Source organism: Nonomuraea sp. NPDC051191, assembly GCF_044455665.1.
Classification (GTDB): domain Bacteria; phylum Actinomycetota; class Actinomycetes; order Streptosporangiales; family Streptosporangiaceae; genus Nonomuraea.
This window is the reverse complement of the sequence record NZ_JBITEZ010000013.1, coordinates 74,497-87,193: the sequence shown is the minus strand read 5'-3', so window position 1 is coordinate 87,193 and position 12,697 is coordinate 74,497. Positions and strand designations below refer to the sequence as shown.

Below are 12,697 nucleotides of genomic sequence, written 5' to 3'. Positions count from 1 at the left end.
TGCTTCCGGCATGGGTGACTCACTGCTCTCCTACGCGTCCGGCGTATCCTCGCTCCCCCTGCTGGGCGAGACGATCGGGGAGAACCTGGAACGCGCCGCGGCCCGGTACGCCGACCGCGAGGCGCTGGTCGAGATGGCGAGCGGGCGGCGCTGGACGTACGCGGAGTTCGACGCCGCGGTGGACGAGGTGGCGCTCGGCCTGCTGGCCAGGGGCATCGCCAAGGGCGACCGGGTCGGCATCTGGGCTCCCAACTGCGCCGAATGGGTGCTGACGCAGTACGCCACCGCCAAGATCGGCGCGATCCTGGTCAACATCAACCCGGCCTACCGCGCCCACGAGCTGGACTACGTGGTCCGCCAGTCGGGCATGCGGCTGCTGGTCAGCGCCGTCGAGCACAAGACGAGCGACTACCGCGCGATGCTCGCCGAGATCGGCTTCACGCAGGTGGTGTTCATCGGCGAGCCCGGCTGGGACGAACTGGTCGAGACCGGTCGCCGCGCCGACCCCGACGCGCTGCGCGTACGGGCGGCCACGCTGTCCTTCGACGACCCGATCAACATCCAGTACACCTCGGGCACGACCGGCTTCCCCAAGGGCGCGACGCTGTCGCATCACAACATCCTCAACAACGGCTACTTCGTCGGCGAGGGCGTCGGCTACACCGAGACCGACCGTGTCTGCCTGCCGGTGCCGCTCTACCACTGCTTCGGCATGGTCATGGGCAACCTGGGCGCGACCTCGCACGGCGCCTGCGTGGTGCTGCCCGCGCCCGGCTTCGACGCCGAGGCCACGCTGCGGGCCGTGGAGGCCGAGCGGTGCACGTCCCTGTACGGCGTGCCGACCATGTTCATCGCCGAGCTGGGCCATCCGCGTTTCGCCGAGTTCGACCTGTCGTCGCTGCGCACCGGCATCATGGCGGGCTCGCCGTGCCCGGTCGAGGTGATGAAGCGGGTGATCGGGGAGATGCACATGAGCGAGGTGGCGATCTGTTACGGCATGACCGAGACGTCGCCCGTGTCCACGATGACCCGCCGCGACGACGGCCTGGTTCGGCGCACCGAGACGGTCGGCCAGGTGATGCCGCACCTGGAGGTGAAGATCGTGCACCCGGAGACCGGGCTCGCGGTGCCCCGGGGCGAGCCGGGCGAGCTGTGCACCCGCGGCTACTCGGTGATGCTCGGCTACTGGAACGAGCCGGACAGGACGGCCGAGTCGATCGACGAGGCCCGCTGGATGCACACCGGCGACCTGGCCACCATGGACGCCGAGGGCTACGTCAACATCGTGGGCCGGATCAAGGACATGGTGATCCGCGGCGGCGAGAACGTCTATCCGCGCGAGGTCGAGGAGTACCTGTACACGCATCCCGACATCGCCGACGTCCAGGTGATCGGCGTGCCGGACGAGAAGTACGGCGAGGAGCTGATGGCCTGGATCGTCATGCGCCCGGACACCGAGCCGCTGACCGCCGAGGCGGTCAGGCGCTTCTGCTCCGGCCGCCTGGCCCACTACAAGGTCCCCCGCTACGTCCACCTGGTCAACGGGTTCCCGATGACGGTCACGGGCAAGATCCGCAAGGTCGAGATGCGCGAACAGGCCGTCACCCTCCTGGGCCTGCACGACTGACCCGCGCCCCGGACGGCTGAACCGGGGCCGGTCGGGCTGCGTACCTTCGCTTGTGCGCCGGAAGCAGACGATCACCGCGCCTGGCCCGGGCACGGCCCCTGTGGGAGCATGTGGGGACCGCGCCCGCCCCGGCCGGCGCGGCCGGGTTTCTGGCCTCGGACGACGTGGCGGGTGGCCTATGAGAGCTTCCGCACGGACGTACGCCGTGTTCGCGGTCGGCGTGGGCGTCCTGGTGCTGGTCGCGGTGCTGCGCTTCGGCGGCGGCGCCGGCACGGTGGAGGTCTTCGGGCTGCCCACCGCCGGGCCGGTCACCGACTGGGGCCTGCCGCTGGCCCGCCTCGCCCTCGACCTGTGCGCGGTGGCCTGCGTGGGGACGTTGCTGGCGGCGTCCGTGCTGGCCCCTGGCGGCTCGCCGGAGTCGGAGCGGTGCCTGCGCGCGGCGGGCTGGTGGGCGCTGGGATGGGCGGTCGCCGCCCTGGCCGGTTACGTGTTCACCCTGTCCAGCTTCATCCCGATGCCGGTGGCGAACCTGCTCGCCGAGCCCGGCATGCTCGACTTCGGCACGTCACTGCCGCAGACGCAGGCGCTGCTGGTGGTGCTGGTCACGACGTTCGCGGTGGCGCTGACCACGCTCGTACGGCGGCTGCCCGCCTGGGTCCCACTGGCCGTGGCGGCGTTCGGGCTGCTGCCGCCCGCCTACGTGGGCCATGCCGCCTCGGCGGCCGACCACGACATCGCCGTGTCCGCGCTGATGGCCCACCTGCTGGGGGTGTCGGTGTGGGTGGGCGGCCTGGGCGCGGTGCTGCTGCACTTCCGGCGCTCGACGGACCTGCGGGTCGTCCTGCCGCGGTTCAGCACGATCGCGTTGTGCTGCTTCGCCGCAGTCGCCTTCTCCGGCCTGGTCAGCGCCTGGGTGCGGCTCGACAGCCTCTCCGACCTGTGGCTGAGCCGGTACGGCCTGCTCCTGCTGGCCAAGGTCGCGGCCCTGGCGGTGCTGGCCTGGTTCGGCCGGCGGCATCGTCTGCGTACCGTCGCCGGGGTGGCCGATCGCGGGGTGCGCCGCACGTTCGTCCGCCTGGCCGTGGGCGAGGTGACGGTGATGGTGGCGGCGACCGGGCTGGCCGTCGGCCTGTCCCGTACCCCGCCGCCGCCCGGCGCGGGTGGCGGGCACGACCATCCCGTCCTGGAGTACGCCCTCGCGCCCTTCTCGCCCGGCGCCCTCCTCAGCGAGGTGCGGCTCGACCCGCTCGTCCTGCTGCTGCTGGCGCTGCCCGCCGCCGGCTACCTGGCCGGCCTGCGCCGGGTGCCCGGCTGGCCGGTCCTCCGCACGCTCTCCTGGCACGCCGGGCTGGCCCTGGCCGCGGTCGCGTTGCTCGGCGGGGTGGGCGGCTACGCGCGGGCGATGGCGTCGGCCCAGGCCGTGCAGCACGTCGTCCTCGCCGTCGTCGCGCCGCTGCTGCTGTGCGCGGGCGCGCCGCTCACCCTCGCCGCGCGGGCCACCGGCCCCGGCTCCCGGTACGGCCCGCTCGGCGACCGCGCCTTCGGGCGGCGTCTCACCCGTCCCGCCCTCCTGACGGCCGCCGTCCCGCTGCTGCTCCTGCTGCTGTACGGGACGGCGTGGCTGCCCTGGTCGCTCGCCGGGTACGCGCCCCACCTGGTCACCATGGCCGGGTCCGCCGGGGTCGGCCTGCTGGTCGCCTGGGCGGTGCTCGACCTCGACCCGTTGCCCAGGCCGTTCCCGTGGGCCGCGCGGGTCCGGCTGCTGGCGGTGGCCGCCGTCGCGTACCTGGGGCTCGGGACGTACCTGCTGGTGGGACCGGCGGTCGCGGCGGACTGGTTCTCCCTGGCGGCCCCGCTCGGGGTGCCCGATCCGCTGGCCGACCAGCGCGTGGCCGGGGCGGTGTTCCTGCTGGTGCCGCTGGCCGCCTTCGCGTTCCCGGCCGTGCGCCTGGCCCTGCGGCGGCAGGCCGCCCGCGCGCGGCGCCCCCGGCCCGTCCTAGACTCCTCCCTTATGGGCGATCTCCCGGTCTACGACGTTGTCCTGCTGCCTCCGCACGACGTCAACGCTCAGTCCGTACACCTGAGCCGGCGCTGCGCGGAGGCCACCGCGACCGAGTTCGTCCTGCGAGAGGACGGCCTCTACCCGCACATCTCGCTCTACATGGCCAACTTCACCCCCGACGGGCTCGAAGAGGCCGTCGCGCTGCTGCACGAGCTCAGCCGGCGCACCTCCGCGATGCGCCTGGAAGGCGAGTCCTTCGCCGCCAACGAGCACGGCATGGTCGAGCTGTTCTTCCGGAAGACGGACGCGATCACCCGGCTCCAGGAGGACGTCGTCACCGCGCTCGGCCCGTTGCGCACGGGCCTGCGCCACCTCGACCCGGTCGGCCGCGTCCTGGCCGACCACCGGCTCACCGCGCCGCCCACGGCCCGCGCCAACCTCGACCTGCACGGCTACGACGAGATCGGCGACCTGTTCCGCCCGCACATCACCCTCACCCGGCTCCAGCGGCCGGACCACCCGCTCGACCTGGGTCTCCTGGCCGAGCCCGCGGCCTTCACCGCCACCTACCAGACCCTGGCGCTGTGCGTGATGGGCGAGCACGGCACCTGCACCGAGATCGTCGAGACCTTCACCCTGGACACCGCCCCCGTCACCCCGACCGCGTGACCGCGCGGACCGTGGGGGCTCCCGCGCTGCGAGCACCCCGTACTGAACGGTCCGCCTCCTCGGCCTGCGCGCCTGCGTCAGTCCGTGGGGAGCAGGGTACCCAGGGGGCCGAGGTCGAGGTTGAGGTCGGCGGGGGACAGGCCGAAGCGTTCGCAGAGCTCGGCCATGGCCTCCTCCAGCCGCATCAGGGTCAGCCCCACCGCCTCAAGCTGCTCCTCCGACAGGTCGCCGTTGTCCATCCGCCGCACGCACTGACGTTCGACGAGCTGGCGGATCAGCTCGACCAGCGTCAGCACCAGCCGGCTCAGGTCGCGCTCCACCGAGTCGGCGTCCGTCTCCAGCCGCCATTCGCCGCGTCTCGCCGTCCGCCCGTCACTCCTGCCCGTCACGTCGCATCCCTCCTTCGACCGCGTCGCCCTCCCTGACGCTCACCAGCAGGGCCCTCAGGGAGATCCGTACGAGGTCGATGCCGGAGATGGACAGCACGACGTCGCCGATCACCACCGCCCCACCCGCCAGCAGGCGGTCCAGCAGGTCGACGAGCGCCACCCGCTGCTCGGGAAGGCGGCCCTCGGCGGCGAGCCGGCCTCCTCTCGGCTCAGGAAGCGTCACCGTGGGCCGCCTCACCCTCCTGGTCGAGCGCGGCGAAGGAGTAGGGCGCCCAGGGGCCGACGAGTTCCACGGCGACGCCCTGCCCGACGATGTCCTCGATCACCCGGGTGAACTCGGCGGCGCGTTCCTCGTCCACCAGGTAGGCGCCGTTGAGGACCATCTGCTCCCGGCGTCCGGACAGCTGCGGGTCCTGGGCGCGGTGGCGACGGCCGACGACGGCGACGTGCATCAGCGCCTCGTGCACGGCCTGGGCGTGCTCGGCGGCCCGGCGCCAGTCGGCCTCCCGCCCGCGCAGGGCCGCCCGGCGGCGGTTCAGGTACGCCGCCCCCGGCGACGCGCCCCGCGGACCGTCCACCGGCTCGGCCGCCGGCTCGGCGGGGACCGGGACGGCGTACGCCTTGACGCCCCACTCCTGCCGGCCCGTCACCCGCGACAACACCGCGTCGAACTGCTCGTGCCGCTCGTCGAGAAGCTCCCGTACCTGCGCCTCTCCCGTGTAGACGGTGACCAGCCGCACCGGGGCCGTGGACCGCAGGCCGGCGATGGCCTCCACCACCCGGTGATGGGTGCGCGCGGTCTCCTCCAGCCAGGCCAGGTCCTCCATCGAGCGCCGCAGCGCCTCCTCGCCGAACTCCTCCAGCGAGACCGTACTGAGGAAGGCGGCCAGGCCCGCGTGCACGAGACGGCGCACGGGCGCGCCCGCCACGCCGGTCAGGCCGTCGGGCCCCTCGCCCTCCGCACGCGTGACCGCGTACAGGTAGACGCCCTGATCAGTGGCCACGCTCGACCGCCTCAGGCCCGTGACCGGACACGTGCCCGGCGTCGCCGCTCGGCACCACCCGCGCGGACACCATCTCCTCCAGCGCCGCGAGACGGCGGCGCAGCTTGCGGTTCTCCTTGGCCAGCTCCTGGGTGCCGCCGGTGAGCCACGGATCGTGCTCCCACCAGTCGATGCCCATCTCACGGGCGGTGTCCACCGAGGCGATGAGCAGCCGCAGCTTGATCGTCAGCAGTTCGATGTCGAGCAGGTTCACCTGGATGTCGCCGGCGATCACCACGCCCCGGTCGAGCACGCGCTCCAGGATGTCGCCGAGGTTGGCCGACTCCCGGCCGCCGTGGCCGGACTGCATCGAGGACCCGGGAAGGTACGGACTCGGCCGCACGTTGGCGCTCACCGCGCCCCCTCGGCCAGGTCACCGCTGCCCCGCTTGTAGCGGCGCACCCGGCGGTAGGACAGAAGGTCGCCCGCCATGTCGAGCTCGATCTCGTACAGGGCCAGGGTGTCCCCGGACGACGGGATGCGCCGGTCCTCCACGATCTCCACGCCGACCAGCCACCCGTCCTCCGCCGGCTCGACCAGCGTGACGGACTCGGCCTCCTTGCCGGTCAGCTCGGTCATCATGCGCAGCCCCACCCCGGCCACCGCGGCGGCCGGGAGGTCCGCCGAGCGCGTACGAGGCGGCCCCTCGCCGCTGATGTCCGCGCTTCCCGTTCCTGGCGCGTGCTTGCTCCCGGTTCCCTGCCTGGCAGGCACGAAATCACCCCCGTACTCCCCCGATGCGGCGCGGGCGCCTCACCAGCCGACCATCCCCTGCAAGATCTCCTCGACCGCCCGCTCCTCCTCCTCCTCGGAGATCCGGCCGGCGGCCCTGGCCTGCTCCACCTCCTCCAGGCGGCGCCGGACCACGGCCGGATCGTGCAGCTCCCGCTCGACCTGGTCGCGCAGGAGCTCCCCGAGTTTGACGACCGCATAAACCGGCATAAGTGGCCAGCCAAAAAGCAACGTCCCCAGTCCCAAGGATGTTCACTCCTCTCTGACGTCGCTGTCCGCGCCGAACCGTCAGCTTCGTGCCGTCAGCTCGTGCCGACGAAGTCGTACGGCGCCATCGGCCCCAGCAGGCGTACCTCGACCCGGCCCGACCAGCGGCGGGTCAGCTCGTCCACCGCCTGCTCGAACTCGGCCTTCTTGCCCCGCTCCACCAGCGCGGCCACGTGCGCGGCGTCCCGTTCGTGGGCGGGCTCGCGCACGACCAGTTGCTCGCAGACGTCGGAGAGCTCGTCCACGACGGCCGCCGTGTCCACCTCGCGTTTGTCCGCGATCGTGCCTTCGATGATCTCCCCCAGGCGCATGCGCTCGTTGCGCGTCGCGTCCTCGGGCAGGCCGGCGATCTGCTGCCGGAGGTCCGCGGCCTCGCCGTTCTCCCGCAGGATCTCGCGCAGGATCGCCTGCTCGTCGTACCGGCCGTTGACGACGTACTGCGTCCGGCCCTCCACCTCCTGCAGGGCGTCGGCGAACTGGTCGTGGTACGGCTTCAGCAGCTCCTCCACCACGGCGTCGGAGTCGGTCAGCACCGCCCCGAACCGGAACGGCAGCACCGGCACCTCCGCCGCGGTCTGGTCGAGCAGCCGCTGGTGCGCCTGGAGATCCTTCGGCCGGCCCAGCGGGCGGTCCACCTCGACGTCGCTCACCAGAGCGGCGATCTGGCCGAACGGCACCAGCCGCACCTCCCCGGCCGGCTGCCCGACCCCCTCGGTCCCGGGCTCCACCTCGACATCCGTCGGCACGATCCCGTACACGTAGGACGCGCTGCCGTTCACGCTCGCCGGCGAGGTCTCCTCGGCCTCGGCGGCCCTGTCACGTGGCGACATCTCAGCCATCCTCTCTACGACGTGCCCGGCGCGGTTCTTCCTCGCGTTCCACGACGTCACCCGCGATCTCCTGGATCTCGTCCGTCTCCTCGGACGGGGCTTCCAGCGCTCCGCCGGCAGGCTCGTTCGCCTGGCTGACGGCCCTCGCCTGCGTCACTCCCTCGACGACCTCCGGCAGTCCCTTCTCCGTGGCCGACAGGTCGAGCCGGTTGGCCGCCTCCGCGAAGCGCAGGTACGTGTCCACGCTGGCCACGACGATCCGGCTGTCGATCGTCAGCACCTCGATGCCGACGAGCGAGACGCGGACGAAGGCGTCGATGACGAGGCCCTTGTCGAGGATGGTGTCGATGACGTCCGCCAGGCTTGTCCCCGCGGTGCCGCTGCTGGCCGGCGTGCCGCGACCGGCAGGCTGAACGGTCATGTCGTTCCCCCTGTTACTGGCTGGCCGGGCCTTCGGCGACAGGCCCTGACGAGTGGCTACTCGGCTCGGATCCGACGCCGGCGTACCGGCCGGTCCTGCTCGGCGGCCCGGCGGGTGGGCGCTCCGGCCCGACGCCGCGCAACCGGAGCCGCGGGACGCTCCTCCTCGGGCTCCTCTTCCTCTTCCTCTTCCTCCTCGGGCTCCTCTTCCTCTTCCTCTTCGGGCTCCTCCTCGTACTCCTCCTCTTCGGGCTCTTCGGGCTCTTCTTCCTCTTCCTCTTCCTCGGGCTCGCCCTCGCTCAGCTCGTCCTCGTCCTCGAACTCTTCCTCTTCGGCCCTCTCGCCCTCCTCGGGCTCCTCTTCCTCGGCGCCCTGCCGGTCCTGTTCCTCCTGGACGGCGGTCCGGTGATCCTTGACGACCTCGCTGTCGTGGATCTCACCGCGCCAGCCCTCCAGTTCGTCGGGCTTCAGCAGCAGGTGCGCCATCACGTGCCGTCTGAAGTGCTTGAGCTCCAGCCGTACGCGTCGCCCCTGCGCGCGCCACAGGTTGCCGGTCCGCTCGAACAGGCCCTGCGGGTGGTACTCCAGGACGACCAGGACCCGGGTCAGGTCGGGAGTGACCTCGTGGAAGGTCACGGCTCCGTCGACATACCCCTTTTGTCCCTCTGACCGCCAGATGATCCGCTGATCCGGGATCTGCTCGACGATGTGCGCCTTCCAGCTCCTGTGCGACCAGAAGACCTGGGCCTTCCAGGAAAGCTCCTCGTCGCTGTCCTGCTTGACGGTCTCGACCTTCTTCATGAACGTCGGGAAGTCCTGGAACTGGGTCCACTGGTCGTACACCAGACGCCGTGGCGCGCCGACGTCGATCGACTCCACGATGTTGGTGATCTTCTCGTGGCCCGCCTTCCCGCCGCCACCGCCGGTGAGCTTCTGGAAGATGCCCTTCAGACCCCCCTTGAGGCCGCCCTTCAGGCCACCGGTCAGGCCGCCCTTCAGGGCTCCGCTGACGAACCCGCCCGGCTTGTCCGAGCCCGTGACCGCGCTCATCAGGCCCTTCCCGCCGTGTTCCACGTAGTCGGAGAGACGGCCGGTCAGGCCTTCGAGCTTGTCCCCCGCGGAGGACAGCACCCGCGAGCCCGCGGCCTGCAGCAGCCCCTGTGCGGACTGGACGAGCCGGTCCATCGGCAGGCTGTCGGCAATTCCGTGACCGACCTCCCCCGCCTTCCCCGCGGCCTCACCGGCCTTTCCCACGGTTTCCCCGGCCTGGTCCTCGACCTTGCCCTTCGCGGCCTGGCCGGCGCGACGGGCCGTGCCGGTGGCTTTGCCCAAGGCTCTCCCGCCGGCTCCTGTCGCCTTCTTCGCTGCCTCTGCCTCAGTCACCGCACTCACCTCCGCGACTGGCTGACCCGCCGGACAGGACGCGTTCGCCGCTGTCCTCGATGACCCTCGGGTTGCTGCCCGGCCTGCTCCGGTTCCTCGGTCGCCTCTTCGTCCTCGTCCTCGTCGTAACGATCGCTTTCGTCGTAGTCCTCTTCGTCGTAGTCCGCTTCCTCGCCTCTGGGCGCCTGCTGCTTCGCGGGCTTGGCCTCGTCCTGCTCGGCGTGGGACTTCCCGCCGTGCTCCTGGAGCTTGTGGGTCAGGGAGTCGATCTGCCTGCTGGCCGCCGACACGGCCGCCGCCTTGCCGACCTCCATGAGCTCGCCCCGGAGGCGGCCGGTCATCCGCTGCAGCTCCGGATTGGAGCTGAGGGCCTTGACGCCCTGCGCCAGCAGGCCGCCCTCGCCACAGCTGGCACGTCCGGCCAGCCCCGCCGCCGCCAGTGCCGCCGCCATGCGCAACTTGTGGCGCCGTCCGAGGTAGTACCCGGCGAGTACGGCAAAGGCCACCTGCAACCTGTTCGACATGATCAGCACTCCTTCCCGCTCACTCACCACCTCGGCCCGCCCTGGGCCCGGTACGCGCGTACAGACCCCGGACGTGCCGGCGCCTGCTCGCGCGGCATGACCTACCCGCAAATCCGACAAAGGACCACATTGGCGGAAAAAAGGGACGCGGAGTTGGCGTGGAGCCGCGAATCCGACCCACCCCATCAGCGCCCGTTTAGCCCCAACTGGCCCCGACCGAGACCCCACACCTACCCGCAGCCATCGCAGGACTCCGGACCTCGGCATGGAAGTCGTTGACGGACAGTAAAAACTTGCCTACTGTGAGTGCTCGACATCACTCAACGCATCGAGAGGTGAAGCTCATGCTCAGACGAGTCGAATCCGACCGGTGGCAGGAAGCGCTCGATGTCAATCCCCTCTACAACGGGCTGGTCCCCGAAGGGGGCGTCCCCCGCTTCAAGATGCCGACCAACCCGATGAACCCCAGCGCGGCCCAGGCGCTCATCCGCGACGAGCTCCTCCTCGACGGCAACGCCCGGCTCAACCTGGCCACGTTCTGCACCACCTGGATGGAGCCCCAGGCCCGCGAGCTCATCGCCGAGACCCTCGACCGCAACATCGTCGACCACGACCAGTACCCGCAGACGGCCGACATCGAGTCGCGCTGCGTCAACATGCTCGACCACCTGTGGAGCGACCCCAACGGCGCCAGCGTCGGCTGCTCCACCGGCGGCTCCAGCGAGGCGGCCATGCTCGGCGCGCTGGCGATGAAGTTCCAGTGGCGCGAGCGGCGCCGGGCGGCCGGGCTCCCCGTCGACAGGCCCAACCTGGTGATGGGCACCGCCGTCCACACCTGCTGGCCCAAGTTCTGCCAGTACTGGGACGTCGAGCCGCGCTGGAGCCCGATCGAGGAGCCCGCCTACACCCTGTCCCCCGCCCGGCTCAGGGAGTTCTGCGACGAGAACACCATCGGCGTCGTCGGTGTGCTCGGCTCCACGCAATGCGGCAAGTACGACCCGATCGAGCAGATGTCGGCCGAGCTCGACCGGCTGGAGGCCGAGCGCGGCCTGAAGATCCCGCTGCACGTCGACGCCGCCGTGGGCGGCTTCATCACCCCGTTCCTGGAGCCCGACAGGGTGTGGGACTTCCGGCTCCCCCGGGTGCAGTCGATCAACACCTCGGGCCACAAGTTCGGCCTGGTCTACCCGGGCGTCGGCTGGATCGTCTGGCAGGAGCCGGACGCGCTGCCCGAAGACCTGGTGCTCTCCTGCGACCTGCTCGGCGGCAGCATAGACACCTTCACCCTCAACTTCTCCCGTTCCGGCGCGCCGGTCGTCGCCCAGTACTACAACTTCCTGCGGCTCGGCTTCGAGGGCTACCGGGCCGTCCAGCAGACCTGCCGTGACGTGGCGACCTACCTCGGCGAGGAGATCGCGAAGCTCCCCGAGCTCTCGCTCATCGCCGACGGCTCGGAACTACCGGTGCTCGCCGTACGGACGGCTCCCGGCTTCGACGGTTTCACCGTCTTCGACCTGGCCGACCGGCTGAAGATCCACGGCTGGCAGGCCCCGACGTACTACCTGCCGCCCAACCTGGAACACATCGCCGTCATCCGCTTCGTCATCCGCAACGGCTTCAGCCAGGACATCGCGGGCAAGCTGCTGGCGAACCTGCGTACCGAGGTCGAGTACCTGCGCAACAACCGGGTCCCGCGTCCCCGCACGGCCGCCGACGGCACCGGCGTACCGACCGGACGATAGGAACGATCCACAGCCTCAGTCGAAGGCGGCCCCCACAGCTGGGGGCCGCCTTCGCCGTGTCCCGGCCGCAGCCGATGAAACGCAGAAGAGGCCCCGAAGGGCCTCTGGTCTGCCTTCAACTACAAGGTACGAACCGCGCAGGCTGGGCCGATCTCCCAGTCCTGCCGACAAGAGCGCCGGGTTCTCCGGATCGGGCGCGCCTTCGTGACGACCTCCGCAACTTGGTCCGCCTCCCTTCTGGAGGCCGCGGGTCACAGGCTGCGGGCGGTGATGTCGCCGCTGGAGGTGGTGGCGTGGATGTCGAGCTCGACAGCGCCGTCGTTCTTGAGGGCGTTGGTGATGCGGCCGTGGTCGGTGCCGGCGTCCAGGGCCGCCGAGACCCCGGTGGCGGCGGCGATCGAGATGTCACCGGACTGGGTGCGGAGCACGACCTTGCCGCCCGCGGCCTCGGCGATACGGATGTCACCCCGTGCAGTGGTGATCTCCGCTGCGCCGCCCAGTCGGCCGATCTCGACGTCGCCGTCGACCGCGGTGAGGCGGAGGCTTGCGGCCTCTTCGATCTTGATCTGGCTGTACGCGCCGTCGAAGGTGACGTCGCCGAGGCGGCCGGCGGTCCGCAGTTCGGCGCTGGCCGCCTTGGCCTCGACGTGGGAGCCGGCGGGCAGCTTGACCGTCACCTCGATGGCTCCGGACGGGCCGAGGTACTGGTTCTTCACCGGGGTCACGACGCGCAGCACGCCGTCGGCGTAGTCGATCGTGGTCTGCTCCGCGGCCTGCGCGTCGCGGCTCTTCGAGGCGTTCGAGGGCACGACCTCGACCGTGGTCTCGGCCTGGTCGGCGGCGACGAAGTGCACGCGTCCCGCGGGGATGTCGAGGATGGCGCGGATGGCGGCGGGGGTGGCGAACGTCTGCATGCTGGTCTCCTGCGACTCATGGTTCTCGGGTAGGTGGCCCAGTTCGCGGCCCGGAGGCCGCATCGCTGAACCGTTCATGCATTCAGCATGTCCGTCCGCTCTGATACGGGGCTGTCGCCGCCCTGACACCACAACTGACATGGGGACGCCCTGGT

The 12,697-nt window shown here is 71.2% G+C and carries 13 protein-coding genes and 1 pseudogene; 3 read left to right on the top strand and 11 right to left on the bottom strand.

The genetic code is table 11. From position 1 onward, the window contains the following. The first annotated feature begins 10 nt into the window (after nucleotides 1-10). Both ACIA8R_RS34430 and ACIA8R_RS34425 read left to right on the top strand, forming a co-directional pair. Nucleotides 11-1,627 (top strand): AMP-binding protein, encoded by a 1,617-nt coding sequence (locus ACIA8R_RS34430; RefSeq protein WP_364102580.1) that lies wholly within the window; start codon nucleotides 11-13, stop codon nucleotides 1,625-1,627. 178 nt (nucleotides 1,628-1,805) lie between these two features. Beyond that, a complete protein-coding gene (locus ACIA8R_RS34425) occupies nucleotides 1,806-4,298 on the top strand; it encodes a cytochrome c oxidase assembly protein (RefSeq protein WP_397042093.1) in 2,493 nt (830 codons plus the stop codon). A gap of 77 nt (nucleotides 4,299-4,375) precedes the next feature. On the opposite strand, the gene ACIA8R_RS34420 is transcribed toward ACIA8R_RS34425, so the two are convergent. From ACIA8R_RS34420 to ACIA8R_RS34375, 10 genes and pseudogenes are all read right to left on the bottom strand, one after another. Further along, entirely contained in the window at nucleotides 4,376-4,687 is a 312-nt protein-coding gene (locus ACIA8R_RS34420; RefSeq protein ID WP_364102574.1) for a gas vesicle protein K, read from the bottom strand. Then, entirely contained in the window at nucleotides 4,671-4,910 is a 240-nt protein-coding gene (locus ACIA8R_RS34415; RefSeq protein WP_357706314.1) for a gas vesicle protein, read from the bottom strand. Before ACIA8R_RS34415 ends, ACIA8R_RS34420 begins: the two co-directional genes overlap by 17 nt. After that, nucleotides 4,897-5,691, bottom strand: coding sequence for a GvpL/GvpF family gas vesicle protein (locus tag ACIA8R_RS34410; protein WP_397042092.1), 795 nt, complete (start codon nucleotides 5,689-5,691; stop codon nucleotides 4,897-4,899). The genes ACIA8R_RS34415 and ACIA8R_RS34410 overlap by 14 nt, the downstream gene beginning before the upstream one ends. Further along, complete coding sequence (gene gvpJ / locus ACIA8R_RS34405) at nucleotides 5,681-6,040, bottom strand: gas vesicle protein GvpJ (protein ID WP_357706443.1); 360 nt, start codon at nucleotides 6,038-6,040, stop codon at nucleotides 5,681-5,683. The genes ACIA8R_RS34410 and gvpJ (ACIA8R_RS34405) overlap by 11 nt, the downstream gene beginning before the upstream one ends. 41 nt (nucleotides 6,041-6,081) lie before the next feature. After that, nucleotides 6,082-6,444: a gas vesicle protein gene (locus ACIA8R_RS34400; RefSeq protein WP_357706312.1), complete on the bottom strand. Its 363-nt coding sequence runs from the start codon at nucleotides 6,442-6,444 to the stop codon at nucleotides 6,082-6,084. Between the two features lie 39 nt (nucleotides 6,445-6,483). Beyond that, on the bottom strand, nucleotides 6,484-6,693 hold the full coding sequence (locus ACIA8R_RS34395) for a gas vesicle protein GvpG (protein WP_397042234.1): 210 nt from the start codon (nucleotides 6,691-6,693) through the stop codon (nucleotides 6,484-6,486). A 71-nt stretch (nucleotides 6,694-6,764) separates the two neighbouring features. Beyond that, nucleotides 6,765-7,559: a GvpL/GvpF family gas vesicle protein gene (locus ACIA8R_RS34390; protein ID WP_397042091.1), complete on the bottom strand. Its 795-nt coding sequence runs from the start codon at nucleotides 7,557-7,559 to the stop codon at nucleotides 6,765-6,767. 214 nt (nucleotides 7,560-7,773) lie between these two features. After that, a pseudogene (gene gvpJ, locus ACIA8R_RS34385) lies at nucleotides 7,774-7,980 on the bottom strand (gas vesicle protein GvpJ); the annotation flags it as partial. A gap of 56 nt (nucleotides 7,981-8,036) precedes the next feature. Then, the gene (locus tag ACIA8R_RS34380) at nucleotides 8,037-9,311 is read right to left on the bottom strand and encodes an SRPBCC family protein (RefSeq protein ID WP_397042090.1); all 1,275 of its coding nucleotides are present in this window, start codon (nucleotides 9,309-9,311) and stop codon (nucleotides 8,037-8,039) included. A gap of 56 nt (nucleotides 9,312-9,367) precedes the next feature. Then, nucleotides 9,368-9,886, bottom strand: a complete 519-nt coding sequence (locus tag ACIA8R_RS34375) for a hypothetical protein (RefSeq protein WP_364102561.1) — start codon at nucleotides 9,884-9,886, stop codon at nucleotides 9,368-9,370. A gap of 344 nt (nucleotides 9,887-10,230) precedes the next feature. On the opposite strand from ACIA8R_RS34375, the gene ACIA8R_RS34370 reads away from it, so the two are divergent. Then, the gene (locus tag ACIA8R_RS34370) at nucleotides 10,231-11,628 is read left to right on the top strand and encodes a glutamate decarboxylase (protein WP_397042089.1); all 1,398 of its coding nucleotides are present in this window, start codon (nucleotides 10,231-10,233) and stop codon (nucleotides 11,626-11,628) included. Nucleotides 11,629-11,879: 251 nt separating this feature from the next. Here ACIA8R_RS34370 and ACIA8R_RS34365 read toward each other — a convergent pair whose 3' ends face one another. Then, a complete protein-coding gene (locus tag ACIA8R_RS34365; RefSeq protein WP_364102637.1) occupies nucleotides 11,880-12,542 on the bottom strand; it encodes a DUF4097 family beta strand repeat-containing protein in 663 nt (220 codons plus the stop codon). Nucleotides 12,543-12,697 lie beyond the last annotated feature (155 nt).

Bases quoted from the DNA above. Each gene is read 5' to 3' on its own strand.
- ACIA8R_RS34430 (WP_364102580.1), top strand. From the start codon at position 11: ATGGGTGACTCACTGCTCTCCTACGCGTCCGGCGTATCCTCGCTCCCC.
- ACIA8R_RS34425 (WP_397042093.1), top strand. From the start codon at position 1,806: ATGAGAGCTTCCGCACGGACGTACGCCGTGTTCGCGGTCGGCGTGGGC.
- gvpJ (WP_357706443.1), bottom strand. From the start codon at position 6,040: ATGCAGTCCGGCCACGGCGGCCGGGAGTCGGCCAACCTCGGCGACATC.
- ACIA8R_RS34390 (WP_397042091.1), bottom strand. From the start codon at position 7,559: ATGTCGCCACGTGACAGGGCCGCCGAGGCCGAGGAGACCTCGCCGGCG.
- ACIA8R_RS34375 (WP_364102561.1), bottom strand. From the start codon at position 9,886: ATGTCGAACAGGTTGCAGGTGGCCTTTGCCGTACTCGCCGGGTACTAC.
- ACIA8R_RS34370 (WP_397042089.1), top strand. From the start codon at position 10,231: ATGCTCAGACGAGTCGAATCCGACCGGTGGCAGGAAGCGCTCGATGTC.
- ACIA8R_RS34365 (WP_364102637.1), bottom strand. From the start codon at position 12,542: ATGCAGACGTTCGCCACCCCCGCCGCCATCCGCGCCATCCTCGACATC.